We start from the raw sequence: 24124 nt of genomic DNA on the forward strand, positions 1-24124 counted from the left end.
GATACTGCCGAAGGCATCCTCCCCGACCGTCCGGCCATCGAACGCGGTTCGATGGCGTTCGCCAGGCCGCGAGCCAGTGGCTCGCAGGCGGTCTTCCCCACTGCCTGCGTTTGCATGAGGTCGGGCAAAGAGCCTGCGGCTGAAGGCGTTCCTGCAAGCAGGCAGGCGTCAGCGATCGTCCGCACCCAGCTGGTCGAGCAGGAACGCATACATCTCCGACAGCTCGCGGTACTTGCGGAAGCGCCCGGACTTGCCGCCGTGGCCGGCATCCATGTTGGTGCGCAGCAGGACCGGCAGCGGGCCGGTGTCCACGTCGCGCAGCTTCGCCACGTACTTCACCGGTTCCCAGTACTGCACCTGTGAATCCCACAGCCCGGTGCCGACGAACATCGCCGGATAGGCGCGTGCTTCGAGGTTGTCGTAGGGCGAGTACGACAGCATGTAGTCGTAGAACCGCTCCTGCTCCGGGTTGCCCCACTCGTCGTATTCCAGCGTGGTCAGCGGGATGCCCGCGTCGAGCATCGTGGTGACCACGTCCACGAACGGCACCTGCGACAGGATCACGCGGTACTTGTCCGGTGCCATGTTGGTGATCACGCCCATCAGCAGGCCGCCGGCACTGCCGCCGTAGGCCGCGACGCGGTCGGGCGCGGCGTAGCCTTCGGCCACCAGGAAATCGGTCACGTCGATGAAGTCGGTGAAGGTGTTCTTCTTGTGCAGCAGCTTGCCGTCGTCGTACCACTGACGGCCCATTTCCTGGCCACCGCGGACGTGGGCGATGGCGTAGACCATGCCGCGGTCGAGCAGGCTGACCGTGGTCGCGCTGAAGGCCGGGTCGATCGAATGGCCGTAGCTGCCGTAGGCGTACTGCAGCAGCGCGGCCTTGCCGTTCTTCTCGAAGCCCTTCCGGTAGACCACCGACACCGGCACCCGGGTGCCGTCGCGCGCGGTGGCCCAGAGGCGTTCGGTGGCGTACTTCGACGCGTCGTAGCCGAGCACGGGCTGCTGCTTGAGCTGGCGTCGCTCGCCGGTCTCGACGTTGAGCTCGTAGGTCGTCTCCGGCGTGGTCATCGAGGTGTAGCCGTAGCGCAGCCACGGCGTGTCGTGCTCGGAGTTGATGTCCAGGCCCATCGAGTAGGCGGATTCGTCGGCCTTGACGTATTCCTCCGAGCCGTCGGCCTTCAGCAGGCGGATGCGCTCCAGCCCGCCGGAGCGCTCGGCGATCGCGGTGAAGCCGTCGAACAGGTCGAAGTCCTCGATGAAGACGTCGTCGCGGTGCGGCACCAGGTCCACCCAGTCCTTGCGCGAGGTGCTGCCGTCGGGCGCGGTGACCAGCTTGAAGTTGGTGGCGCCATCGACGTTGGTGAGGATCACCCAGCGGTCGCCGAGGTGGTCGGCGTGGTACTCGTTGCCCTGCTCGCGCGGCGCCAGCACGGTGAACTCGCGCGGGTCGGCGGCCGGCGCGCAGCGTATTTCCCGCATCGTGGTCGCCCCGAGGTCGATGCAGATGTACTTGTCGTCGCGGCTGCGGCTGATGCCCATGTAGAAGCTGTCGTCGGCCTCTTCGTAGACCAGTTGATCCTCGCTGGGCGGGGTGCCGAGCACGTGCTTCTTCACGCGCACGGTAAGCAGCGTTTCCGGGTCGTTCTCGGCGTAGAACAGGGTCTTGTTGTCGTCGGCCCAGGCGGTGTCGTAGGCCACGCCGGTGATGACTTCGGGATAGACCTCGCCGGTCTCCAGGTTCCTGAAATGCAGGCTGTACTGGCGGCGCCCGACGTCGTCCTGGGTCCAGGCGACGATCCGGTTGTCCGGCGACACGTCGTACTCGGCCAGGCTGAAGTAGTCCTTGCCCGCCGCCATCTCGTTGACGTCGAACAGGATCTCCTCGGGCCCTTCCATCGTGCCCTTGCGGCGCGCGTGGATCGGATAGTCCTTGCCGGTCTCGAACCGCGTGTAGTACCAGTAGCCGCGCTCGCGGTACGGCACCGAGCTGTCGTCCTGCTTGATGCGGCTGACGATCTCCGCGTACAGCGCGTCCTGCAGCGGCTTGAGCGGCGCCATGAACGCGTCGGCGTAGGCGTTCTCGGCCTCGAGGTACGCCAGCATCTCCTTGTCCTTGCGGCTGTCGTCGCGCAGCCAGTAGTAGGCGTCGTCGCGCGAGGCGCCGAACGGGGCTTCGACGACGTGCGGCTTGCGTGCGACATCCGGCGGTGTCGGCGTTTGTGCGGCTTGGCTGTTGTCGGTCATCAGGAGGGCGAGGAGCAGGAGGAAGGTCGGCTTCATGGATGGGGCCCGGGACATGGATTCGCAACGGGAACGCGCCGCCGGGGCGGCGCGGATCCGGGACATAGTGCCTGTTTCGACGGGCGGCCGGGCGCGGACGCTCAGAACCGCAGGTGCTTGACCGATTTGCCGTTGCGGCGGATCAGGCGCAGCGCCTCGATCCCGACCTGGATGTGGCTTTCGACGTAGTCGGCGCTCACCTTCGCGTCCGACGCTTCGGTCTTGACGCCCTCCGGCACCATCGGCTGGTCCGACACCAGCAGCAGCGCGCCGCAGGGGATGCGGTTGGCGAAGCCGGCGGCGAACACCGTCGCGGTTTCCATGTCGATGGCCATGCAGCGCATCACCCGCAGTCGCTCCTTGAACGCCTCGTCGTGCTCCCAGACCCGGCGGTTGGTGGTGAACACGGTGCCGGTCCAGTAGTCCAGGCCCATGTCGCGGATCATCGTCGAGACCGCGCGCTGCAGCGCGAACGCCGGCAGTGCCGGCACCTCCGGCAGCAGGTAGTCATCGCTGGTGCCCTCGCCGCGGATCGCGGCGATCGGCAGGATCAGGTCGCCGAGCTGGTTCTTGCGCTTGAGCCCGCCGCACTTGCCGAGGAACAGCACCGCCTTGGGCGCGATCGCCGACAGCAGGTCCATCATGGTCGCGGCGTTCGGGCTGCCCATGCCGAAGTTGATCATGGTGATGCCGTCGGCGGTGGCGCTGGGCATCGGCCGGTCGGTGCCGACGATCGGCGCGCCGGCCAGGCGACTGAAGTGGTTGAGGTAGCCGCCGAAATTGGTCAGCAGGATGTGTTCGCCGAACTCCTCCAGCGGCACGCCGGTGTAGCGCGGCAGCCAGTTCTCGACGATCTGTTCTTTTTCCTTCATGGCGCGTCTCCTGTTCGCGCCATTTTGTCACGCTGCCGGCGCGGCCTCCACGCGGTTGCGCCCGGCGTGCTTGGCCGCGTACATCGCCAGGTCGCTGCGCGCGACCAGGCTGGCGACGCTGTCGCCCATCCGGTAGGTCGCCACGCCGATGCTGACGGTGAGCGCCACCGGGATGCCGTCGACCTGGGCGCACCGGGCCTCGATGCTGCGCCGGATGCACTCCCCGGTGCGCCTGGCCTGGTGCAGGTCGGAGCCGGGCAGCACCAGCAGGAACTCCTCGCCGCCCAGGCGGCCGATGTGGTCGCCGTAGGCGAGCTCGCCGCCGGCCACGCGCACCAGTTCGCGCATGCAGGCGTCGCCGACAGCGTGGCCGTGGCTGTCGTTGATCTCCTTGAAGTGGTCCAGGTCGAGGAAGATCGCCGACAGCGCGCCGCCGTGTTCGCGCGCGCGCACGATCGCCCAGTCCAGGCGCTGTTCGATGCCGCTGCGGTTGAACACCCCGGTCAGCGCGTCGCGCTGGGCGTGCAGCTGCGCGCTGTCGCGCTCGCGGCGCATGGTCAGCATGCGGTCGGCCAGGATCAGGACCAGGACGATGGCCGTGAACGCCAGCATCAGCGGCAGGCCGTACTCGATGCCCGGCGTCAGCGGCGCGCCGATGCTCAGCTGCACGGCGCGCGCGGTGGACAGCGCCACCAGCGGCACCCACGCAAGCAGTGCGTAGGCGGCGCGCAGGTGCCGCCGCCACGACGCCGCGCCCAGCGCGACCAGCGCCAGCACGTTGGCCGCCATCAGGGTGGCGTTGCCGGCCACCGGGAACCAGTCCTTGTCCGACGGCCACGGCAGCCACAGCACCGCCACCAGCACCAGCGATGCGTAGCCGCCGACCCAGCGCAGCAATCGGCTCGGCAACGGCACGTGCTGGTCGAGGTCGGCTAGGCGGATCAGGAAGAACGACGCCGCCGCCGTGGCCAGCGTGGCGATGGTCCAGATGCCTTCCACCCCGAACCGGGCGAGCACGCGCAGTCCCGGCAGCGCATAGGCCTCGCCGTAGGCGCACAGCAGGTACATCAGCTGCAGCGCCATCGTCGCCGCGTACAGCAGGTAGACGCGCTCGCGCAGCAGCAGCCAGAACAACAGCACCACCAGCGAGATGCCGACCAGCACGCCGATCACCAGCGAGATCAGGCGCACGTGCACGACGTCCTCGGCCAGCTGCGCATCGGCATCGCGCACCGCGACCTGCAGCGGATAGCGCGCGCCTTCGACGCCGATGAAGACCGGGCCGGCGGCCGGCAGCGGAAACACCAGCGCGCGACGCGAGAAGCGCGGGTCGAGGCTGCGGTCGAACAGGCTCCGCGTGACCGGCCGGTAGTCCGGCGGCGCCATCACCGTGACCCGCGCGCTGTAGGAGTGGTAGACGAGCAGCAGCGGCTCGGTGCCCGACGCCGGCCCGGGCTGCAGCCGCCACCAGCCGCGGCCATCGGCGTCGCCGGCAAGGCGGTGGACATTGCCGACCGGCTCGAAGGCGCTGTCCGGCAGCGCCAGCACGTCCGCGGGGGCGGGCATCGACGACGCGGGGAGATCGGGGAGGTGCTGCAGGCGTTCGACTTCGGCCGTACTCGCCGGCCCGGGCAGGGCCAGCAGGCACAACATGATGGCCATTGCGATACGCTGCATCGACATCTCCCGTCGAGCACCCTGCGCGTGACCGCGAGTGTCCACCGTACCTCGCGGTACCGCAACCAGAATCGCCTGCGCAAGCCGGCCGGCGCGCCGGCGTATGCTGCCCGTCCGGGCATGGGAGAGGACCGTGGACCACATCAACTGGCTGGCCGTGCTGGTCGCGGCGGTTTCGGCGTTCATCCTGGGCGGCATCTGGTACGGGCCGCTGTTCAAGGCCGCCTGGTGCCGCGAGGCCGGCATCGATCCCGAGGCCTCGCCGCGGCATCCGGCGCGGGTGTTCGGCACCGCGTTCGCCTGCAGCCTGCTGGCGGCGTTCGCATTCGCCGCATTCTTCCACCCCGCGCCCGATGCGCTGCACGCGGCCCACAACGGGCTGCTGGTCGGCGCGGCCTGGGTGGCGACGAGCTTCGGCATCAACTACGCCTTCGCCGGCCGCAGCCTGAAGCTGTGGCTGATCGACGGCGGCTACCACGTGCTGCAGTTCGTCGCGTACGGGCTGATCATCGGCCTGTGGCACTGATCGCGCCATGAGCACGTTTGCCAGGGGCACGCTTGCCTGGAGCACGTCCGCATGAGCACGCTGCCGCTGCGCTGGTACTTCGACTTCATCTCGCCGTTCGCCTTCCTGCAGTGGCCGAAGATCCGCGCGCTGATGGCAACCGACCCGGTGGTGCCGGTGCCGATCGTGTTCGGCGCGGTACTCGGCGCGATCGGCCAGAAGGGCCCGGCCGAGATTCCCGGCAAACGCACGTTCACCTATCAGCACGCCCTGTGGCGGGCGCGGCAGCGCGGCATCGAACTGCGGTTCCCGCCGGCGCACCCGTTCAATCCGCTGGCCGCGCTGCGGCTGTGCATCGCCGCAGGCAGCACGCCCGCCGCAATCGACGCGATCTTCGACTGGATCTGGATCCGCGGCGAGGCCGGTGACAGCGCCGAAGCGCTGGCGCCGGTGGCGGAGAAGCTGGGGGTGCAGGCAACAGCGCTGGCCGAAGACGCGACCAAGGCCGCGCTGCGCGACAACACTGCCTCGGCCATCGCAGCGGGCGTGTTCGGCGTGCCGACGCTGGCGATCGGAGACGCCCTGTTCTGGGGCGACGATGCGCACGAATTCGCACTCGCCGTGCTGTGTGATCCCGCGCTGCTGGACGAAGCCGGGATGCGCCACCTGGCAGCGTTGCCCGAAGGCGTGCAGCGCCGCTGACCCCCCGTGCCGCGGACCCGCTGCCCGCGCTCCCGGACGCAGGCGCGCCTGTTGTATCGTGGCGACCATCATCAACGGCAGGACTGCGGACCATGCGCATCGGACTCGTCGTCGACTCGGCCTGCGACCTGCCGAAGGACTTCATTGAACAACACAGCATCGAGATCCTGCCGATCACCGTGCGGATCGACGATGCCGTGCAGGTCGACTACCGCGACCAGGCCGCCACGCTCGCTTACCTCCATGCCCACATCGCCGAGCGCGGCGCCAACGCCGAGACCCTTCCGTTCACCGTCGAACAGATCCGCGACCTGTTCCTGAAGAAGCTGGTGATCGACTACGACTACGTGCTCTGCATGACGATCACGCGCACGCGCAGCCCGATTTTCGACAACGCCCAGCAGGCCAGCTTCGCGATCCTCAACGGCTACCGCGCGATCCGCGCCGCGGCGGGCAACAACACCCCGTTCGCACTGCGCGTGATCGACAGCCAGAACCTGTTCAGCGCGCAGGCGATCCTGCCGGTCGAAGCGGTGCGCCTGCGCGCGGCCGGCGAGGAGCCGGGGCGGATCCGCAGCCGGCTCGAGGAACTGGCCGCGAACACTTACGGCTACCTGGTCCCCCGCGACCTGTACTACATCCGCAACCGCGCGCGCGCCAAGGGTGACCGCAGCGTCAGCCTGTTCAGCGCCGCACTGGGCACCGCGCTGGACATCAAGCCGATACTGCGCGGCTACCGCGGCGATACCGGGCCGGTGGCCAAGGTGAAGGGCTTCGATGCGGCCACGCAGCAGATGTTCGAGTTCGCCGCGCGGCGCGTGGACGCCGGCCTGCTGACCCCGACCGTGGCGCTGTGCTACGGCGGCGAACTCGACGAGATGCGCGCCCTGCCCGGCTACGCCACGCTGCGCGACGCCTGCGGGGCGAACAACATCGAAGTGTTCGAAAGCGTGATGAGCCTGACCGGCATGGTCAACGTCGGCAAGGGCGCGGTGGTGGTCGGGTTCGCGGCCGAGCCGCACGAGTTCGACAAGGCGTGATGGGCGATTGGTAGCAGGCGTTTCGGGAAGCCCGACCGCGGGCCGTTGCGGGAGCGGATCCACGTCCGGCTCACGGTCGCCTGATAGCCTGCATGCAACCGCGACGTCGACCTGATCCGTGAGCTTCCTGATCTTGCCTTGCAGGAGCGGCGGAAGCCGCGATGCTTTTATCGCCAAGGCCATCGCGGCTGCCGCCGCTCCTACGAAGGTCGATTCCGGAAATCTCGCGGCCGAAGCCGTTCCCACCCAACCACGTGACGGAGACCCCATGGCCACGCGCTACTACATCGCCATCCCCGATACATCGAAGGCCCGCGCCGCGGGCGAGTTCGCATTCCGCTCGCAGGGCGCCGACGGCATGGCGCAGGAGCTGCAGGACGCACTGCGCGGCACCGCGCTGTTCGAGCGCTGGCGCGCGACGCAGGACGACCCGGACGCGGTCGACCCGGCGCTCGGCGCCACCGATCCCGCGGCGACGGTCGAAGGCCGGCAGGACGACCTGCACATCGACCTGGTCGTGGTCACGTCGATTCCAGGCGCGGTCTTCAAACAGCGCCTGCGCCTGCTCGCCGGCAGTGCCTGGGAACTGCGCGATGTCTCGGCCGCCTGAGGGCGGTGGCCGCGATCGGTTTCGATATCCGCCGCTTCGCCTGAACCCGCCAGGCCGATGATCGCCGACACCCCGCGCACGCCGGTCCTGCTGGCCTGGAGTGGCGGCAAGGACGCGGCGTGGACGCTGCATGCGCTGCGCCAACGCGACGACGTGGAGGTGGTGGCGCTGCTGTCCAGCATCACCACCGAGTACGGCCGCTCGTCGATGCAGGGCGTGCGTCGCGACGTGCTGCACGCACAGGCCGCCGCTTGCGGGTTGCCGCTGCTCGAAGCCGGGATTCCTACCAGCTGCGACAACGCCGTCTACGAAGCGGCGATGGCGCACGCGCTGGCCGAGGCAAGCGCGCGCTGGCCCGGATTGCACACCGCCGCCTTCGGCGACCTGCTGCTGGAAGACGTCCGCGCCTGGCGCATGGCGCAGTGCGCGCGGATCGGCTGGGAGGTGATGACGCCGCTGTTCGGCAGCGACACGGCGCAACTGGCGCGCGAGATGGTCGCCGGCGGCCTGCGCGCCACGCTGTGCTGCGTGGACACGCACCAGCTCGACGCCGGGTTCGCCGGACGCGCGTTCGACGACGCCCTGCTCGACGCCCTGCCGCCGGGCGTCGACCCGTGCGGCGAAAACGGCGAGTTCCACACCTGCGTTGCCGACGGCCCGATGTTCACCCGGCCGCTGGCGCTCGAACGCGGCGACACCGTGCTGCGTGACAGCCGTTTCGCCTGCACCGATTTCGCGCTCGGGCCAGCCGCGTCGCGGTAACGCGCGGCACGCGGCGGGCGCGCCATTCGCAACTGCGGGTCAGAACCCGGTCGCGCGCGTCGCGTCGCAGTGCAGGCGCAGGTATTCCAGTGCGTCGTGCACGCGCTTCGCGGTCGACTCCGCATCCAGGTGGAGCACGGCGTCGTCGCTGTTGCCGGCCAGGCGGATGCGGACTTCGGCGCCGACGCGACGCAGCGCGCGGACCGACCCGAAGTGCATGCCTTCCGGGTCCCCGATCAGCGGCCCGCCCAGCAGGTCCGCCAGCGGGGCGTCGGTCGCGTCATCATAGTCCTGCGGATTGCGCAGCAGCAGCCACGTCCCGGATGCGTCGGCGCGCAGGCGCGACACGCAGGGCTCGACGGGATCCGCCTCCACGATCACCGGCAGCGGGTCGAAGCTGGCGCGCACGCCCTCGTTCCGCGCCCTGGCGCTTATTTCGGCCATCGGCGTGGACACGTAGCGGTTGCCCGGCAGCATCTGCTGCAGGAACGCCTGCGCACTGGCGACGCTGCGTCCGCCGTCCGGCGCCGCATCGCCTGCCTCATCCGCCGCCGTGGCGCCGGCCGCAGCCAGCAGCAGCGCCGCCGGCACGACAACGCGCACCCATGCGCCGTGTTTTGCCCGCATGCCCATGCCCCCGAAAGACGCGCCTGGAATCCACGCGCCGCGGTCAGCCCTGCATTGCGCGCGCGTGGTGCCCGATATGCTCGCCGATGAAACTGGCGATGAAATAGTAGCTGTGATCGTAGCCGGGCCGGAGGCGCAGCGTCAGGGGGTGGCCCGCCGCCTCGCAGGCGGCCTGCAGCAGCTGCGGCCGCAGCTGGCCGTCGAGGAATTCGTCGGCGTCGCCCTGCTCGACCAGCAGCGGCAGTTTCTCGCGCGCGGACTTCACCAGTTCGACCGCGTCGTACTGCTTCCAGGCCTCGCGGTCGTCGCCAAGATAGGCGCTGAACGCCTTCTCGCCCCACGGCACCTGCGATGGCGCGACGATCGGCGAGAACGCGGACACGCTGCGATAGCGCCCGGGGTTGCGCAGCGCGATCACCAGCGCGCCGTGGCCGCCCATCGAGTGGCCGCTGATCGCACGCGCGCCGGTGGCCGGGAAGTCTGCTTCAACCAGCGCCGGCAGCTCGTCGACGACGTAGTCGTGCATCCGGTAGTGCGTCGCCCACGGCTGCTGCGTGGCGTTGACGTAGAAGCCGGCGCCCTGCCCGAGGTCGTAGGCGTCATCGTTGGCCACGCCGTCGCCGCGCGGGCTGGTGTCAGGGGCAACCAGGATGATCCCGTGTTCGGCGGCGTAGCGCTGCGCGCCGGCCTTGGTGATGAAGTTCTGTTCGTTGCAGGTCAGCCCCGACAGCCAGTACAGCACCGGGCACGGGCCGTGCGCGGCCTGCGGCGGCAGGTACACGCCCACGGTCATGTCGCAGCCCAGCGCGTCGGAGCGATGGCGATAAACGTCCTGCCAGCCGTTGAAGCAGGCGCGATGTTCGATGCGTTCCATTCGGTGTCCTCCAGGTATCCGGTGCGAAACCGGCCTCGCGCTCGCGCGAGGACATTGATCGTGGCGCGAGCCGGTGGCTCGCCAGCGTCCTTCCCCGCCCGGCGGGCGGGCGAAGGGATCGGTCAGTAGTGGATGACGGTGCGGATCGACTCGCCGTCGTGCATCAGGTCGAAGGCCTCGTTGATGCGCTCCAGCGGCAGCGTGTGAGTGATGTACGGATCGAGGTCGAGCTCGCCCGACATCGCCTGTTCGACCATGCCCGGCAACTGCGTTCGGCCCTTGACGCCGCCGAACGCGGTGCCCAGCCACTTGCGGCCGGTGACCAGCTGGAACGGGCGGGTGGAGATCTCCTGCCCCGCGCCGGCCACGCCGATGATCACCGACTGGCCCCAGCCGCGGTGCGCGCATTCGAGCGCCGCGCGCATCACGTTGACGTTGCCGATGCACTCGAACGAGTGGTCCACGCCCCAGCCGGTCATCTCGATGATGACCTGCTGGATCGGCTGGTCGTGGTCCTTCGGGTTGACGAACTCGGTGGCACCCATCGCGCGCGCCTTGTCGAACTTGCCGGGATTGGTGTCGATGGCGATGATCCGCCCGGCCTTGGCCTGCACCGCGCCCTGGATCACCGCCAGGCCCAGCGCGCCGAGACCGAAGACCGCGACGCTGTCGCCTTCCTGCACCTTGGCCGTGTTGTGGACGGCGCCAATGCCGGTGGTGACGCCGCAGCCGAGCAGGCAGACCTTCTCCGCCGGCGCATCGGGGTTGATCTTCGCCAGCGAGACTTCGGCCACCACCGTGTACTCGCTGAACGTCGAGCAGCCCATGTAGTGGTACAGCGGCTTGCCCTGGTAGGAGAAGCGCGAGGTGCCGTCGGGCATCACGCCCTTGCCCTGGGTGGCGCGCACCGCCACGCACAGGTTGGTCTTGCCGGACCTGCAGAACTCGCACTGGCCGCATTCGGCGGTATACAGCGGGATCACGTGGTCGCCGGGCGCGACGCTGGTGACGCCCTCGCCCACTTCCACCACCACGCCCGCGCCCTCGTGGCCCAGCACCACCGGGAACAGGCCCTCGGGGTCTGCGCCCGACAGGGTGAACGCGTCGGTGTGGCACAGCGCGGTGTGGGTGATCTTCACCAGCACCTCGCCCTTGCGCGGCGGCTCGACGTCGATCTCGACGATCTGCAGGGGCTGTCCGGCTTCGAAGGCAACGGCGGCGCGGGATTTCATGGCATGTCTCCGGTGTTGTGCGGGTTATCTGAGGTAGGAGCGGACCAGCGCGATGGCGTCATCGACGCTGGCCTGGCGTTGTTCGGGCGTGGCAGCGGGCTGCGCAAGCTCCTCGCGCAAATGGCTTTCCAGCACGCCGGACATCAACCCGTTGACCGCGCCGCGGATGGCCGCGATCTGCTGCAGCACGGGCGCGCAGTCGCTGCCGCCCTCGAGCGCGCGTTCAAGCGCGTCGAGCTGGCCGCGGACACGGCGCACGCGCGTCAGGACGCGCTTCTTTTCCTCGGGGCTGTGGGGCATCGGGCTGCGCCAGCGGATACTGGCCCCCAGTATATGGCAACGCCGCGGGAAGAGCATCATTCCCGCAGGAGCGCCCCATGGGCGCGATCGCATTCCCGGCAAAAGCCATCGCGCCCATGGGGCGCTCCTGCGGGCAGCGACCGCGGGGTCGTCCCCGGATCAAGGGTCGGGGGCGTAGACCCGACCTACGGCAGCAGCGCGTCGTCCAGCGCCGCGGCGCGCTGCGCGGCCTCGCGTGCGCGCAGGCGCGTCGCGTATTCGACGAACGCCGGCCGCTCGGGCAGGGTCTTGAACATCAGCCCCCACGAGACCTGGCTGCCGACGTACACATCGGCGGCGGTGAACTGTTCGCCCAGCAGCCACGGCGACGCCGACGCGACTGCGATCTCCAAGGTGTCGACAGTCTGTTCGAAGCTGCCGTAACCCACCATGCCGGCGCGCTCGGCGGGTGCCAGCAGGCCCATCGCCTTGGCCGACACCGCGGCCTCGACCGGTCCTGCAGCGAAGAACATCCAGCGGTAGTAAGGGCCACGCAGCGGGTCGCCGTGCGCCGGCGCCAGCCCGGCTTCGGGGAAGGCGTCGGCGAGGTAGGCGCAGATCGCCGCGCCCTCGGTGACCACCACGCCGCGGTGCACGATCGCGGGCACCTTGCCCATCGGATTGATCGCCAGGTAGTCGGGCGACTTCTGCGAACCGTCGAACGCCAGCACCTGCGTCCGGTAGGGCTGACCGACCTCCTCCAGCATCCAGCGCACGATGCGTCCGCGCGACTGCGGGTTGGTGTAGAAGGCGAGTTCATCGCGGTCGTGGGCCATGGGCGGCACTCCGAGTCGAAGGGGTTTCCGAGTCTAAATCCCCCCGCTGCAATGTAGGAGCGGCTTCAGCCGCGAACTCTTGCCATTCCGGTCGCCGCGCGAAAAGCTCGCGGCTGAAGCCGCTCCTGCAAGTGGCCTATGTCAACCGGTGTTCTGGATCCCCGCCGCGATCCCGTTCACCGTCGCCAGCAGCGCGCGCAGGGTGTCGTCGTCCTGGCGGCCGTCGGCGCGCCAGCGGCGCAGCAGCTCGACCTGCAGCAGGCTGATCGGGTCGACGTAGGGATTGCGCAGCCGGATCGACAGCCGCAGCCGCGGGTCGCCGCTGAGCAGCGCGTCCTCGTCGCGGATCGCAAGCAGGGTGTCGCGGGTGCGCGCGAACTCGTCGGCGATGCCCGGGAACAGCGCCGCGTGTTCGCCGGCCAGTCGCGAATAGCGTTCGAAGATCGCCAGGTCCGACTTGGCCAGCGTCATCTCCATGTCGTCGAGCAGGGTGCCGAAGAACGGCCAGTCGCGCGCCATCTCCGCCATCGCGTCGCGGCCGTGCGTCTCGACGCCGTGCTGCAGCGCGCGGCCAACGCCGTACCAGGCGGTCAGCCCGGAGCGGTTCTGCGCCCATGCGAACACCCACGGGATCGCGCGCAGCCCGCGGATGCCGGCGTCGCGGCGCCGCGAGGGACGCGAGCCGATGTGCAGGCGTTCGATCACGTCGATCGGGGTGGCGGCGCGGAAGTAGTCGTCGAAGCGCGGCTCGTCGTAGACCAGCGCGCGGTAATGCGCGCGCGCCACGCCGGCCAGCCCGGACGCGATCTCGCGCCAATGTGCCTCGCGCGGGTCCGGCGCGCGCGGGCGCAGGCTGGCCTGCATCACCGCCGCGGTGGCCTGCTCCAGGTTGCGCAGCGCCAGCGCGCGGATGCCGTACTTGCGGTGGATCACCTCGCCCTGCTCGGTCATGCGCAGGCTGCCGTCGACCGAGCCGCGCGGCGCGGCCATCACCGCGCGGCTGGTCTTGCCGCCGCCGCGGCTGACCGAGCCGCCGCGGCCGTGGAAGAAGACGATGCGCACGCCCGATGCCTGCGCCAGCGCGGTCAACGCCACCTGGGTCTGCTGCAACGCCCAGCGCGAGGCCAGCAGGCCGCCGTCCTTGGCGCTGTCGGAGTAGCCGAGCATCACCGTCTGCCGGTCCCCGCGCGTGCGCAGGTGGTCGCGGTAGACGGGATCGTCGAACAGCGCGCGCATCACTGCCGGCGCGGCGTCCAGGTCGGCCACGGTCTCGAACAGCGGCGCGACGTCCAGCGGCACCGCACTGCCTTCGACGCAGCCGGCGATCCGCGCCAGCGCCAGCACCGCCAGCGCGTCGGCGGCGTTGCGGGCCATGCTGATGATGTACAGCCCGATCGCGTCGTTGCCGTGCGTGCGGCGCAGTTCGCGCGCTTCGCGGAACACGGCCAGCGTCGATGCGGCAACGTCACCGCCCGCACCCGCCGGCGCATTCGTCTTTCCGGTCGCTGCGCCGGCGATCACCTCGTGCAGGCGCTTGACCTGCGCATCCAGCGGCCTCGACGCCCAGCCAGGATCGTCGAGCAGCGTCGCCAGCGCTTCCTCGTGCACCGCCGAATCCTGCCGCAGGTCGAGCGCGGCGAGGTGGAAACCGAAGCCGCGCGCGCGCCGCAGCACGCGCTGCAGCGCGAAGCGCCCGGCATGCTCGCCACGATGGTGGACGAGGCTGGCGTCGGCCAGTTCCAGGTCGGCGATGAAGTCGTCGATGCCCTCGTACCCGTGCGCCTGCTGCGCCCCTGTGGCCGCGAGCTTGGCGCCCATCAGCTCGAACAGCACCCGGTACGGCATGTCGGCGCGGCGCGGCGCGATCGCCGCGGCCACGCCGGGCCACTGCGCGGCATACGCATCGATGCGCGCGATCAGCGCATCGTCGACGCCGACCTGCCCGAGCGACTGGGTCAGCACGCCGCCCAGCGCGCGCAGGTCGGCGCGGTACTGCGCCAGCGCCAGCGCGCGCTGCGCGTCGAGCGCCGCGCGCATGGTCCCGGCGTTGACGTTCGGGTTGCCGTCCATGTCGCCGCCCACCCAGGTCCCGAAGCGCAGCAGCTTCGGCACCGCGAGGCGCTGGCCGTAGACCGCCTCGATCGCGTCGGCGAACGTTTCGTAGAACACCGGAAGCGTGCGGTACAGCACGTGGGCGAGGTAGAACCCCACGTGCTCCACCTCGTCCTGCACGGTCGGCTTGAGCGATGGCGCTTCGGCGGTCTGCCAGGTCGAGGTCAGCGCCAGGCGGATACGGGCTTCGTCGGAACGACGCTCGGGCGGCGTGCGCCCGCGGTCGATGTCGGCGACCAGCCGCTCGACGATGGTGCGCTCCTTGTCGAGCAGCGCGCGGCGCACGATCTCGGTGGGGTGCGCGGTGAACACCGGTTCGACCGACAGCCGCGGCAGGAACGCGGCGAGTTCGTCGAACGTCACCCCGGCATCGCGCAGCCCGCGCAACACCGCCTCGAGCCCGCCCGGCTGCGGCGCGTCGCCGCTGCGCTGGTGGTCGCGGCGACGGCGGATGCGATGCACGCGCTCGGCGAGGTTGGTGGCGCCGAAGTAGGCGGCGAAGGCACGCACCAGCGCGTCGGCATCTTCCAGCGCGACATCCGCAAGGCGCCGGGCCAGCGCGTCGACCGGCGCGCCGTCCTCGCGCCGGGCGATGGCCATGCGCCGTACCGACTCGACCTGCTCGAGGAAGGCGGGCGACTGCTGCTCGGCCAGCATCTGCCCGACCATCGCGCCGAGCCGGCGCACGTCGTCGCGCAGCAGCGCGTCGGTCGGGACGAATTCGATTTCGCGCAGCGGCACGGAGTTGTCGCGGGAGCCAGGAACGTCGGCGGTCGATTCGGGTGTGCTCATCCCCGAAGCCTACATGGCGCGGCGCGACGGCCGCGGCAAGGCCGGCGCAGGCGCGGGCAATCAGTAGGCGAACTCGCGGAACACCGGATCCACGCTGCCGTTCCATTCGCCGTGGAACAGCGCCAGCTTGCGCTCGGCCGGGGTCTCGTTGGCTTCGGCGGCCTCGACCAGGGTCGCGAGGAAGAGGCTTTCGTCGGCGCCATTGCCGTTGAGCCGCGCGCGGCGGCGCAGGCCGGCGGCGGAAATCTTCAGCGCCTCCAGCGCCAGTTCGCGCACGGTCGCGCCGCGGAACGGCAGCTTCAACGCCCGCTTCGGCACGCCGTCGCGCAGCGCATTGCGCTCTTCGAGGGTGAAGTCCTTCACCAGGTCCCACGCCGCATCGAGTGCCTCGTCGTCGTACAGCAGCCCGACCCAGAACGCCGGCAGCGCGCACAGCCGGTTCCACGGGCCGCCGTCGGCGCCGCGCATTTCCAGATACTTCTTCATCCGCACTTCGGGGAAGGCGGTGGTCATGTGGTCCGACCAGTCGACCAGCGTCGGCAGCGCGCCCGGCAGCACGGGCAGCCTGCCGCGCATGAAGTCGCGGAAGCTCTGCCCGCTGGCGTCGTGGTAGGTCCCGTCGCGGTAGCTGAAGTACATCGGCACGTCGAGCAGGTAATCGACGTAGCGTTCGTAGCCGAAGCCGTCCTCGAACACGAAGTCGAGCATGCCGGTGCGATCGGGGTCGGTGTCGGTCCAGATGTGCGAGCGGTAGCTGAGGTAGCCGTTGGGCCTGCCTTCGGTGAACGGCGAATCGGCGAACAGCGCGGTCGCGACCGGCTGCAGCGCCAGCGACACGCGGAACTTCTTCACCATGTCCGCTTCGCTGGCGAAATCGAGGTTGACCTGCACCGTGCAGGTGCGGGTCATCATGTCGAGGCCGAGGTCGCCGACCTTCGGCATGTAGGCACGCATGATCGCGTAGCGGCCCTTGGGCATCCACGGCATGTCCTGGCGCCGCCACTTGGGCTGGAAGCCCATGCCGAGGAATCCGAGGCCGCGCTCGTCGGCCACGGTCTTGACCTCGCGCAGGTGGCCGTCGACCTCGCTGCAGGTCTGGTGGATGTTTTCCAGCGGCGCGCCCGACAGCTCCAGCTGGCCGGCAGGCTCAAGCGTGACCGAGGCGCCGTCGCGCAGCAGCGCGATGGTGCGGCCGTTCTCGTCGACCCGCTCCCAGCCGAAGCGCGTCAGCCCCCGCAGCAGCGACTCTATGCCGCGCTCGCCGTCGAACTCCGGCGGACGCAGGTCGTCGAGGCGGAAGCCGAACTTCTCGTGCTCGGTGCCGATGCGCCAGTCGGCCTTCGGCTTCTCGCCGGAGGCAATGTAGTCGACGAGCTGGTCGCGGCCGGTGATCGGCGTCGCGCTGGCGTGGCTTGGGCTGGACATGCGCACCCGTTCGGGGGGAAAGGCGGTCGATGCCCGGGGTGCGGGCGCCGTGCCGGCACTATAGCGGCCCGCTCATGGCCCGGTGTTGCCATGCGTGGGATGGAGCAGGCCCGTTGCGCGCAACAATCGGGGCATGGGCGCTCGCGCCGTCAAGGCGCGAAACGCTTTCGATGTTGAAAGCAGAGGCAACTCGCTGCGTTCGCACCACGCCCACGCGGGCGGGAGTCCGGGCTTTGCCTTCGAAGGAATCGCCCCTAGAGCGCCAGCCAGCGCCCCACGACCCCGCGCGCCTCCTCGACGCCCTGCTTCGACTCGCCCGAGAACGTCTGCACGCTGACTGTGTCGCCGTACGCGCCCGACAGCTCGCGCCGCACCGCCTGCAGGGTGTTGCCGGCGGCGCCGCGGCCGAGCTTGTCGGCCTTGGTCAGCAGCGCATGCGCCGGCAGGCCGCGCTGCACGGCGTAACCAAGCATCTGCCGGTCGTAATCCTTGAGCGGATGGCGGATGTCCATCACCACCACCAGTCCGCGCAGCGCCATGCGGCTGCCGAAGTAGCCATCGAGGAAGGCCTGCCAGTGCGCCTGCAGGTCCTGCGGGACCTTGGCGTAGCCATAACCGGGCAGGTCGACCAGGTAGCGGGCCTCTTCGGGCGCGACGTCGGCCGCGCCGCCGCTGCCGGCGGTGACGTCGAAGAACACCAGCTGCTGGGTGCGGCCGGGGGTCTTGGAAACGCGGGCCAGCGCGTTCTGCTGGCACAGGGCGTTGAGGGCGCTGGACTTGCCGGCGTTGGAGCGGCCGGCGAACGCGACCTCGAAGCCGCCGTCGGGCGGCAGCTGGCGCGGGGTGTGGGCGGCGAGCAGGTAGCGCGCGCGGGCGAGCGGATTGGACATGCCGCTAGGATCGCACACGGCCGCGGGCCGGGCGGCGCGGGGCCGACGCTGCCGCGCCGTCGATGGCAACGCGGACCCGCAGGCGCCGCGCACGGTTTGACCGGACTTGCGGCGCGCGACGATAATTCCGGGTTCAAGCGGGCGCGATTCGCCCCCGCAGTGCCGCGCCGGCCGGGGGCCTGCGCGTTTTCATGGAATCCGGAGCCCAGCTCATGCGCCACGCCCGTGCCTATGGTTTTGCCGGCCTCGCCGCCCTCGCGGTGGCCGCGGCCGCCTTCGCCCAGACCACCGTGACGCCGCTGCCCGACAACGCGCCGGTCGAAACGACCTCGCTCGACACGTCCGCGGTCGCCGAGCTGGCCAAGGCCAACTGGGGCGACCCGCAGGCCGGTGCCACCAAGGCCGGCGCCTGCGCCGCCTGCCACGGCCTCGACGGCAACCCGCCCATCCCGTCGTATCCGCGCCTGGCCGGGCAGAGCGAGCGCTACATCTCGCACCAGCTGGCGCTGTTCAAGAGCGGCGAACGCCACACCGGCATGGCCGCGGTGATGGTGCCGTTCGCCACCGCGCTCAGCGCCCAGGACATGCGCGACATCGGCGCCTACTTCGCCACCCAGAAGGCGGGTGCCGGCATCGCCGACGACACCGTGATCGCATCCGGCCCGAACCAGGGCATGAAGTTCTACCAGGTCGGCCAGAAGCTGTTCCGCAGCGGCGACATCGCGCGCGGGATCCCGGCCTGCATGGCGTGCCACGGCCCCGCGGGCGCCGGCAACCCCGGCCCGGCCTATCCGCACATCGGTGGCCAGCAGGCCGACTACGTGGTCCAGCGCCTGCAGGAGTACCGCGCCGGCACCACCAGCGAAACCGATCCGCACCTGTTCAACATGATGGCCGCGGTCGCCAAATCGCTGACCGACGAGGAAATCGGCTCGCTGGGCAGCTACCTGCAGGGCCTGCACGAGCGCCCGGACGCGGCGACCCAGGCCGCGATGGCCAAGGTGCAGCCGGCCCCGGCCGCCGCCCCGGCACCGGCGCCCGCCCCGGCGGAAGCCGCCCCGGCGCCCGAAGCTGAACAGGCCGCGCAGCCCGAGCAGGGCTGATGAACTTCCTGCCCGACCCGCGGTCGGACGGTCACAGCCCTTGAATCAGATCGCCGGCCAGACTTTTCTGAGCCGGCGTTTTTTTGCCCTCGCCACCCGCATTGCCCGGCCGCTTGCCTTCCAGCCCTCCCGCTCCCAGATCGCCATGACCCAGCCGCCCGCCCATCGACGCCACATGCCCCGACACCACGTCCTGCTGCTGCTCGTGCTCCAGTGCCTGCTGCTGCCGCTGATCGCCTGCGCGCAGCCGGCTTCCGGGCCGGTGGAGGGCCAGGACTACGTCGTCATCCCCGATGGCCAGCGCTGGTCGTCGGCGGACGACCGGATCGAGGTCGCCGAGATTTTTGCCTACACCTGCCACCACTGCGCCGAATTCCAGCCGCAGCTCGACACCTGGAAGCGGAAGCAGCCGGCCGACGTGCGCGTGAGCCAGGTGCCGGCCGCCTTCAGCCCCGGCGACAACTACGCCCGCGCCTGCTTCGCGGCGCAGCAGCTCGGCGTGCTCGACAAGCTCCACGCACCGCTGTTCCGCGCGATCCACGCCGCGCAGACGGTGCCGATGAGCCACGCCAGCGCCGACGAGCTGGCCGCCTTTGCCGCGGGCGAAGGCATCGATACGGCAAAGTTCAAGGCCGCGATGGCCAGCCCGGCGGTGGATGCGATGATGCAGCGCGCGCGCCAGTTCGCGATCGCCAGCGGGCTGCGCGGCACCCCGACCCTGGTGGTCGACGGCAAGTACCGCGTGCAGGCCGCCAGCCACGAACAGGCGCTGCGCATTGCCGGCCAGCTGGTCGCGATGGAACGCGCGGCGCGCAAGCGGCCCTGACCGCACCCCTTTCCCGATTGCCAAGCGAGACCCGACCATGAACCAGCGCCTTGCCCTCCTCTCCCTGCTGCTGCTGCCACTGATGGCCTGCTCGCGCCAGGAACCCGCCCCCGTCGACGCCGCCGCGCAGGCGCCGGCTGCCGATGCGCCGGCCGCCGAGGCCGCTAGCGACGCAACGGCCCCCGTGGCGGACGCCGACGCCGGTGCCGACGCCGGTACGCCTGCCGCAGCCGGTGACGCCGCCGAGGCCGCCACCGATGCGCCGGCCCCGCCGCCGGCACCGCCGATCGACCCCAACGCCGGCGCGATGCTGGTCGAAGGCCGCGACTACGTCGAGATCCCCAACGGCCAGCCGTTCGAGCCGCGCAACGGCAAGGTCGAGGTCGTCGAGGTCTTCGGCTACGTCTGCCCGGCCTGCGCCAACTTCCAGCCGCTGGTGCGGTCGTGGAAGGCCAAGCTCCCGGCCGACGTACGCTTCACCTACGTGCCGGCGATCTTCGGTGGCACCTGGGACGACTACGCGCGCGCCTTCTATGCCGCCGAGTCGATGGGCCTGGTCGACAAGACCCACGACGCGCTGTACCAGGCGATCCACCTCGACCAGACCCTGAAGGGCGAGCGCGGCCGCGACTCGGTGCAGGACATCGCCGCGTTCTACGGCAAGCACGGCGCCGACCCGAAGCAGTTCGCCAGCACCATGTCCAGCTTCGCCATCAACGCCAAGGTCAGCCGCGCCAAGCAGTTCGCGATGCGCAGCCAGATCGGCGGCACGCCGTCGCTGGTCATCGACGGCAAGTACCTGGTCAAGGGCAGCAGCTACCAGAACATGCTGGACAACGCCGACCAGCTGATCGCGAAGGAGCGCGCGGCCGGGCAGTAACGCCACAGGTCGAAAGCAAGATGCCGCACCGCAAGCTCAAGCTGCTCAGCGCCAACATCCAGGCCGGATCCAGCACCCGGCGCTACAGCGACTATGCGATGCGCAGCTGGTCGCACGTGCTGCCGGCGGGCAACAAGCGCGGCTCGCTTGACGCGATCGCCGAGCTGGCCGGCGGCCACGACATCGTCGGCCTGCAGGAAAGCGATCCGGGAAGCTGGCGTTCGGGCTTCACCAACCAGACCCACTACCTCGCCGAGCGCGGTGGCTTCGATTACTGGAGCCACCAGCCCAACCGCCGCGTCGGCAGCGTCGCCTCCAGCGCCAACGGCCTGCTCAGCAAGCTTGAACCACTGGAGGTGGTCGACCACACCCTGCCCGGCCGCATCTCCGGTCGCGGCGTGCTGCTGGCGCGATTCGGCGAAGGCGATGACGGGCTGACGATCGCCGTGGCGCACCTGTCGCTGGGCGCGCAGTCGCGGCTGGCGCAGCTGTCGTTCATCGCCGAACTGCTCTCCGACCATCCGCACGCGGTGCTGATGGGCGATTTCAACTGCACCTCGGACCGGCCGGAGATGGAGGTGCTGTACAAGCACACCCGGCTGCAACCGCCTGCGTGCGCGGTGCATACCTTCCCGAGCTGGAAACCTCAGCGGGCGATCGACCACATCCTGGTCACCGGCGACCTGGGCTGCCGTGCGATGCGCGCAATGCCGGCGGCAGCATCCGACCACCTGGCGCTGTCGCTGGAACTCGACGTGCCGGAGCAGGCACTCAGGCGCTAGGCAAGGCCCGAGCGGCAGCCGTCATTCCCACGCAGGCACGAATGACGGGCGAAAGCGGATCATCCCGGGCGTCCTGGATTTGCAGCCCCCTCCCGCAAGCGGGAGAGGGCCTTCCTGCGATCAGAAATCCAGGCCCACGCGCGCGTACCAGAAGCGGCCCGGCAGGTCGTAGGTCGACGCGTCGTAGCCGTTGAGCGTGCAGCTCAGGCAGATCGGCGGATCCTTGCCGGTCAGGTTGTTGACGCCCGCGCTGATCCGCAGCCCCTTCATCCACGCGGTGGTCTGCCACGACACCTGCAGGTCGTGGTACGTCGTGGCCGGCAGGCGGTTGATGTCGTTGGCGCTGTCATCGCAGATGTCGAAGCCGTTGGCACCCGCGCACGACTCGGTCAGCGCATCGATGTGGCGCACCGTCCACGCCACCGTCCACGGGCCGCGCATCCAGTCGGTGACCAGGGTCGAGGTCCACTCCGGGATCGCGCTGTTGTTGAGCTCCCGGCCCGGGCGCCGCGGCTCCGCCTGCCCGGACTCGTTGACCAGCTCGTAGCGCCCGACCCAGGTGTTCTTCCAGTCGAAGCGCAGGCGGCCCCAGTCCTGTTCGGGCAGGCTCCAGCCGACGTTGAGATCCCAGCCGTCGGTCTTGATCGTGCCGAGGTTGTCGAGGATGTCGTCGAACCGGATGATCTGGCCGCTGACCGGGTTGCGGTCGTAGAAGCTGCAGGACTCCGGGTCACGCGAGCTGATGCAGCGCTCGAGGATCGTCTGCGCGTCGCGCGCCTGGATCGCGTCCTCGATCGTGTGCCGGTAGAACGTCAGGCCGATGTCGAGCCGGTCCGACCACGCGACGCCGGAGGCGAACGACGGGCTCCAGACGCCGCCCAGCATCAGGCTGCGGCTGGTCTCGGGCTGCAGGTCGGCGTTGCCCGACGTCACCACCGAAATCTGCGGGTTGGACTGCTCGTAGCCGGCCGGCACGCCTTCGGCGACGCACTGCGGCGTGGTCGAGGCTTCGTTGTTGCACGGATCGGTGAGGGTGGCGTCGAACCGCGCCAGCGTCCCGTACAGCTCGCCGATCGACGGCGCGCGGAACCCCTGCGCGAACGACCCGCGCAGCAGCAGCTCGTCGGCCACCTGCCAGCGCAGGCCGAGCTTGCCGGTGCTCTCGCCGCCAAAGGTCGAGTAGTCGGAATAACGCTCGGCCACGCTCAGGTCCAGGCTCTTGCCGAACCAGCCGTCGCGCATCAGCGGCACGTTGAACTCGACGTACATCTCGTTGACGTCGTAGTCGCCCGAGGTCGCGCCCGACGGCACGCCGTTGTACTCGCCGGCGATGGTGATCGGGTCCGGCGTGTAGCTGCCCTCGTACTTGCGGTACTCGTAGCCGGCGGCAAACGACAGCGGGCCTGCCCACATCTCGAACAGGTCGCCGGTGAGGTTGGCGGTGAGCAGCGACAGCTTGTTCTCGCTGCGGTCGCGCACGATCGGCTGGATGAAGGCCAGCATCCCGGGCGTGATCGTGCCTTCGCCGCCGAACAGGTTCAGCGGCACGCAGCCGGCGATCGCCGCGCACGCGGCCGGGTCGCCGAGCGCCTCGTTGATGCGGCGGATGTTGTAGCTGCCGGTGTTGACCTGCTCGGCGCGGCTGCGGCTGAAGGCGACGTCGACGTCCCAGCTCCACGGCCGCGTGGCGACATCGAACGTGCCCTCCAGGCCCGCCGATGCGTACCAGGTCCTGACCTCCTGCTGGTAGCGGCGCGGCCCACCCTCGACCGGGCGGCGGCCGAGCAGGAACAGGTTGGCGTCGGGGCCGACCGTGGTCAGGTCGAAGCCGAACGGGTTGTACGGATTGAGCGCCGAGATCACCAGCGTCTTTTCCGCGTAATCGTTGTACACGCCGGCGTCGGTGCCCAGGAAGATCGGCTCGGGCGCGGCCTGGTTGGCCGACTCGCGCTGGTTGTACAGCAGCTTGGCGTGGCCGCTGAAGGTCGGGGTGAAGTCGAAGCGCACCTGGCCGAACACGCTCTTGCGCTCGGACGGCGTCAGCAGCAGGTTGTAGGGCGCGAAGTTGAAGCGGTCCGCCGTGGTGAAGCAGTGGAAGTCGTCGCTGCGCGTGGTCGGGCAATCAGGCTGGCCGCTGGTGTAGGTCGGATCAGCAACACCGGTATCGGGCGTGATGCTGTAGACCTGCCCGGTATTGGGATCCTGGAACACGAAGCGCCCCTGCGGCGTCGCCGAACTGCCGTTGGACAATCCCGTGCCCGGCACCGGCACGCTCGCCGGGCCGTATTCGGACGACACGATCTGCTTCTGCTTGTAGTACGACGCGCCGAGGAACCACTGCATCCGGTCGGTGCTGCCGCCCCAGCCCAGGTCGGCGCCCCAGGTCTCGCCGCCCTTGAGGTCGTTGAAGTCGCCGTAGTTGAAGTCGAGCTTGACGCCGTCGATGCTGCGGCGGGTGATGATGTTGACCACGCCGGCGATCGCGTCGGAGCCGTAGATCGACGAAGCGCCGTCCTCCAGCACTTCGATGCGCTCGATGATCGACAGCGGGATCGTGTTGAGGTCGACCGACGAACCCACGCCCGAGGCCGAGGATTCATTGACCCAGCGCACGCCGTCGACCAGCACCAGCACGCGCTTGGCGCCCAGGTGCCGCAGGTCGACCGTCGCCGCGCCGGCACCGACGCCGCCGCCGTCGGGCGGGAAGCCGAAGTTGCCGCTCGAGTTGAACTTGGTGTTGAGCGCCGCGCCGCTGGCGGTGAGGTTCTGGACGATGTCGGCGACCGAGGTGAAGCCGCTGCGGTCGATGTCCTCGCGGGTCAGCACCTGCACCGGCACCTGGCCTTCCATTTCGGCCTTCTTGATGCGGGTGCCGGTCACGGTGACCGTGTCGAGGGTCTTGGCCCGGTCGGCGGCGGCAGGAGCGTCCTGCGCGGCGGCAATGCCGGATAACGACAGCAACAGCGATGCCTGGATGGCCAGGGCCAGTCGTGCAATGGGCAGGCGTGTCATCGA

Annotated in this window: 21 protein-coding genes; 9 read left to right on the forward strand and 12 right to left on the reverse strand. The window is 69.9% G+C overall.

Features of this window, described 5'->3' with window-relative positions; translation table 11 throughout:
• Nucleotides 1-168: 168 nt before the first annotated feature.
• The 3 genes from H570_RS0112680 to H570_RS18660 form a co-directional block, all read right to left on the reverse strand.
• Nucleotides 169-2283 (reverse strand): S9 family peptidase, encoded by a 2115-nt coding sequence (locus tag H570_RS0112680; RefSeq protein WP_027081059.1) that lies wholly within the window; start codon nt 2281-2283, stop codon nt 169-171.
• A gap of 101 nt (nt 2284-2384) precedes the next feature.
• The gene (locus H570_RS18985) at nt 2385-3155 is read right to left on the reverse strand and encodes an AMP nucleosidase (protein WP_027081060.1); all 771 of its coding nucleotides are present in this window, start codon (nt 3153-3155) and stop codon (nt 2385-2387) included.
• A gap of 27 nt (nt 3156-3182) precedes the next feature.
• Nucleotides 3183-4832 (reverse strand): GGDEF domain-containing protein, encoded by a 1650-nt coding sequence (locus tag H570_RS18660; protein WP_169447783.1) that lies wholly within the window; start codon nt 4830-4832, stop codon nt 3183-3185.
• A 133-nt stretch (nt 4833-4965) separates the two neighbouring features.
• Between H570_RS18660 and H570_RS0112695 the strand changes: the two genes are divergently transcribed.
• The 5 genes from H570_RS0112695 (at nt 4966) to H570_RS0112715 (ending at nt 8451) form a co-directional block, all read left to right on the forward strand.
• Entirely contained in the window at nt 4966-5358 is a 393-nt protein-coding gene (locus tag H570_RS0112695; protein ID WP_027081062.1) for a DUF1761 domain-containing protein, read from the forward strand.
• A 51-nt stretch (nt 5359-5409) separates the two neighbouring features.
• A complete protein-coding gene (locus H570_RS0112700) occupies nt 5410-6039 on the forward strand; it encodes a 2-hydroxychromene-2-carboxylate isomerase (protein WP_027081063.1) in 630 nt (209 codons plus the stop codon).
• Nucleotides 6040-6131: 92 nt separating this feature from the next.
• The gene (locus H570_RS0112705; protein WP_027081064.1) at nt 6132-7079 is read left to right on the forward strand and encodes a DegV family protein; all 948 of its coding nucleotides are present in this window, start codon (nt 6132-6134) and stop codon (nt 7077-7079) included.
• 268 nt (nt 7080-7347) lie between these two features.
• Complete coding sequence (locus H570_RS0112710; RefSeq protein ID WP_027081065.1) at nt 7348-7689, forward strand: hypothetical protein; 342 nt, start codon at nt 7348-7350, stop codon at nt 7687-7689.
• 57 nt (nt 7690-7746) lie between these two features.
• Nucleotides 7747-8451: a Dph6-related ATP pyrophosphatase gene (locus H570_RS0112715; protein ID WP_027081066.1), complete on the forward strand. Its 705-nt coding sequence runs from the start codon at nt 7747-7749 to the stop codon at nt 8449-8451.
• Nucleotides 8452-8490: 39 nt separating this feature from the next.
• Here the strand turns inward: H570_RS0112715 and H570_RS0112720 are convergent, their stop codons facing one another.
• The 8 genes from H570_RS0112720 to yihA all read right to left on the reverse strand — a co-directional run bounded on the left by H570_RS0112720 (nt 8491) and on the right by yihA (nt 17518).
• Entirely contained in the window at nt 8491-9078 is a 588-nt protein-coding gene (locus tag H570_RS0112720; protein WP_051176420.1) for a hypothetical protein, read from the reverse strand.
• A gap of 43 nt (nt 9079-9121) precedes the next feature.
• A complete protein-coding gene (gene fghA / locus H570_RS0112725) occupies nt 9122-9952 on the reverse strand; it encodes an S-formylglutathione hydrolase (protein ID WP_027081068.1) in 831 nt (276 codons plus the stop codon).
• Nucleotides 9953-10074: 122 nt separating this feature from the next.
• Nucleotides 10075-11184 carry an S-(hydroxymethyl)glutathione dehydrogenase/class III alcohol dehydrogenase gene (locus H570_RS0112730; RefSeq protein ID WP_027081069.1) on the reverse strand — a complete coding sequence of 370 codons (1110 nt, stop codon included), beginning with the start codon at nt 11182-11184 and terminating at the stop codon, nt 10075-10077.
• Nucleotides 11185-11208: 24 nt separating this feature from the next.
• Entirely contained in the window at nt 11209-11484 is a 276-nt protein-coding gene (frmR, locus tag H570_RS0112735; protein WP_027081070.1) for a formaldehyde-responsive transcriptional repressor FrmR, read from the reverse strand.
• Nucleotides 11485-11669: 185 nt separating this feature from the next.
• Nucleotides 11670-12299, reverse strand: a complete 630-nt coding sequence (locus H570_RS0112740; protein ID WP_036136081.1) for a glutathione S-transferase family protein — start codon at nt 12297-12299, stop codon at nt 11670-11672.
• A gap of 141 nt (nt 12300-12440) precedes the next feature.
• Entirely contained in the window at nt 12441-15203 is a 2763-nt protein-coding gene (gene ppc, locus H570_RS0112745) for a phosphoenolpyruvate carboxylase (RefSeq protein ID WP_051176376.1), read from the reverse strand.
• Nucleotides 15204-15263: 60 nt separating this feature from the next.
• Nucleotides 15264-16628, reverse strand: a complete 1365-nt coding sequence (locus H570_RS0112750; RefSeq protein ID WP_027081073.1) for a glutamate--cysteine ligase — start codon at nt 16626-16628, stop codon at nt 15264-15266.
• Nucleotides 16629-16882: 254 nt separating this feature from the next.
• Nucleotides 16883-17518 (reverse strand): ribosome biogenesis GTP-binding protein YihA/YsxC, encoded by a 636-nt coding sequence (gene yihA / locus H570_RS0112755; protein WP_027081074.1) that lies wholly within the window; start codon nt 17516-17518, stop codon nt 16883-16885.
• A gap of 212 nt (nt 17519-17730) precedes the next feature.
• Between yihA and H570_RS0112760 the strand changes: the two genes are divergently transcribed.
• The 4 genes from H570_RS0112760 to H570_RS0112775 all read left to right on the forward strand — a co-directional run bounded on the left by H570_RS0112760 (nt 17731) and on the right by H570_RS0112775 (nt 21109).
• A complete protein-coding gene (locus tag H570_RS0112760) occupies nt 17731-18621 on the forward strand; it encodes a c-type cytochrome (RefSeq protein WP_027081075.1) in 891 nt (296 codons plus the stop codon).
• A gap of 175 nt (nt 18622-18796) precedes the next feature.
• The gene (locus H570_RS0112765; RefSeq protein WP_027081076.1) at nt 18797-19447 is read left to right on the forward strand and encodes a thiol:disulfide interchange protein DsbA/DsbL; all 651 of its coding nucleotides are present in this window, start codon (nt 18797-18799) and stop codon (nt 19445-19447) included.
• A 37-nt stretch (nt 19448-19484) separates the two neighbouring features.
• Nucleotides 19485-20327 carry a thiol:disulfide interchange protein DsbA/DsbL gene (locus tag H570_RS0112770; protein ID WP_027081077.1) on the forward strand — a complete coding sequence of 281 codons (843 nt, stop codon included), beginning with the start codon at nt 19485-19487 and terminating at the stop codon, nt 20325-20327.
• A 20-nt stretch (nt 20328-20347) separates the two neighbouring features.
• A complete protein-coding gene (locus tag H570_RS0112775; RefSeq protein WP_036136084.1) occupies nt 20348-21109 on the forward strand; it encodes an endonuclease/exonuclease/phosphatase family protein in 762 nt (253 codons plus the stop codon).
• A gap of 120 nt (nt 21110-21229) precedes the next feature.
• Here H570_RS0112775 and H570_RS0112780 read toward each other — a convergent pair whose 3' ends face one another.
• On the reverse strand, nt 21230-24121 hold the full coding sequence (locus tag H570_RS0112780; protein ID WP_027081079.1) for a TonB-dependent receptor plug domain-containing protein: 2892 nt from the start codon (nt 24119-24121) through the stop codon (nt 21230-21232).
• Between the last annotated feature and the right edge of the window lie 3 nt (nt 24122-24124).

Origin of the sequence: Luteimonas mephitis DSM 12574 (genome assembly GCF_000422305.1) — a bacterium.
GTDB classification, from domain to species: Bacteria; Pseudomonadota; Gammaproteobacteria; order Xanthomonadales; family Xanthomonadaceae; genus Luteimonas; species Luteimonas mephitis.

What these genes read in the sequence shown, in the direction of transcription:
- H570_RS0112705 (WP_027081064.1), top strand. Translation starts at nt 6,132, where the DNA reads ATGCGCATCGGACTCGTCGTCGACTCGGCCTGCGACCTGCCGAAGGAC.
- fghA (WP_027081068.1), bottom strand. Translation starts at nt 9,952, where the DNA reads ATGGAACGCATCGAACATCGCGCCTGCTTCAACGGCTGGCAGGACGTT.
- H570_RS0112700 (WP_027081063.1), top strand. Translation starts at nt 5,410, where the DNA reads ATGAGCACGCTGCCGCTGCGCTGGTACTTCGACTTCATCTCGCCGTTC.
- H570_RS0112780 (WP_027081079.1), bottom strand. Translation starts at nt 24,121, where the DNA reads ATGACACGCCTGCCCATTGCACGACTGGCCCTGGCCATCCAGGCATCG.
- H570_RS0112765 (WP_027081076.1), top strand. Translation starts at nt 18,797, where the DNA reads ATGCCCCGACACCACGTCCTGCTGCTGCTCGTGCTCCAGTGCCTGCTG.
- H570_RS0112775 (WP_036136084.1), top strand. Translation starts at nt 20,348, where the DNA reads ATGCCGCACCGCAAGCTCAAGCTGCTCAGCGCCAACATCCAGGCCGGA.
- ppc (WP_051176376.1), bottom strand. Translation starts at nt 15,203, where the DNA reads ATGAGCACACCCGAATCGACCGCCGACGTTCCTGGCTCCCGCGACAAC.
- H570_RS0112750 (WP_027081073.1), bottom strand. Translation starts at nt 16,628, where the DNA reads ATGTCCAGCCCAAGCCACGCCAGCGCGACGCCGATCACCGGCCGCGAC.
- H570_RS18985 (WP_027081060.1), bottom strand. Translation starts at nt 3,155, where the DNA reads ATGAAGGAAAAAGAACAGATCGTCGAGAACTGGCTGCCGCGCTACACC.
- H570_RS0112770 (WP_027081077.1), top strand. Translation starts at nt 19,485, where the DNA reads ATGAACCAGCGCCTTGCCCTCCTCTCCCTGCTGCTGCTGCCACTGATG.
- H570_RS0112720 (WP_051176420.1), bottom strand. Translation starts at nt 9,078, where the DNA reads ATGCGGGCAAAACACGGCGCATGGGTGCGCGTTGTCGTGCCGGCGGCG.
- H570_RS0112715 (WP_027081066.1), top strand. Translation starts at nt 7,747, where the DNA reads ATGATCGCCGACACCCCGCGCACGCCGGTCCTGCTGGCCTGGAGTGGC.
- yihA (WP_027081074.1), bottom strand. Translation starts at nt 17,518, where the DNA reads ATGTCCAATCCGCTCGCCCGCGCGCGCTACCTGCTCGCCGCCCACACC.
- frmR (WP_027081070.1), bottom strand. Translation starts at nt 11,484, where the DNA reads ATGCCCCACAGCCCCGAGGAAAAGAAGCGCGTCCTGACGCGCGTGCGC.
- H570_RS0112680 (WP_027081059.1), bottom strand. Translation starts at nt 2,283, where the DNA reads ATGAAGCCGACCTTCCTCCTGCTCCTCGCCCTCCTGATGACCGACAAC.
- H570_RS0112710 (WP_027081065.1), top strand. Translation starts at nt 7,348, where the DNA reads ATGGCCACGCGCTACTACATCGCCATCCCCGATACATCGAAGGCCCGC.
- H570_RS18660 (WP_169447783.1), bottom strand. Translation starts at nt 4,832, where the DNA reads ATGCAGCGTATCGCAATGGCCATCATGTTGTGCCTGCTGGCCCTGCCC.
- H570_RS0112760 (WP_027081075.1), top strand. Translation starts at nt 17,731, where the DNA reads ATGCGCCACGCCCGTGCCTATGGTTTTGCCGGCCTCGCCGCCCTCGCG.
- H570_RS0112730 (WP_027081069.1), bottom strand. Translation starts at nt 11,184, where the DNA reads ATGAAATCCCGCGCCGCCGTTGCCTTCGAAGCCGGACAGCCCCTGCAG.
- H570_RS0112740 (WP_036136081.1), bottom strand. Translation starts at nt 12,299, where the DNA reads ATGGCCCACGACCGCGATGAACTCGCCTTCTACACCAACCCGCAGTCG.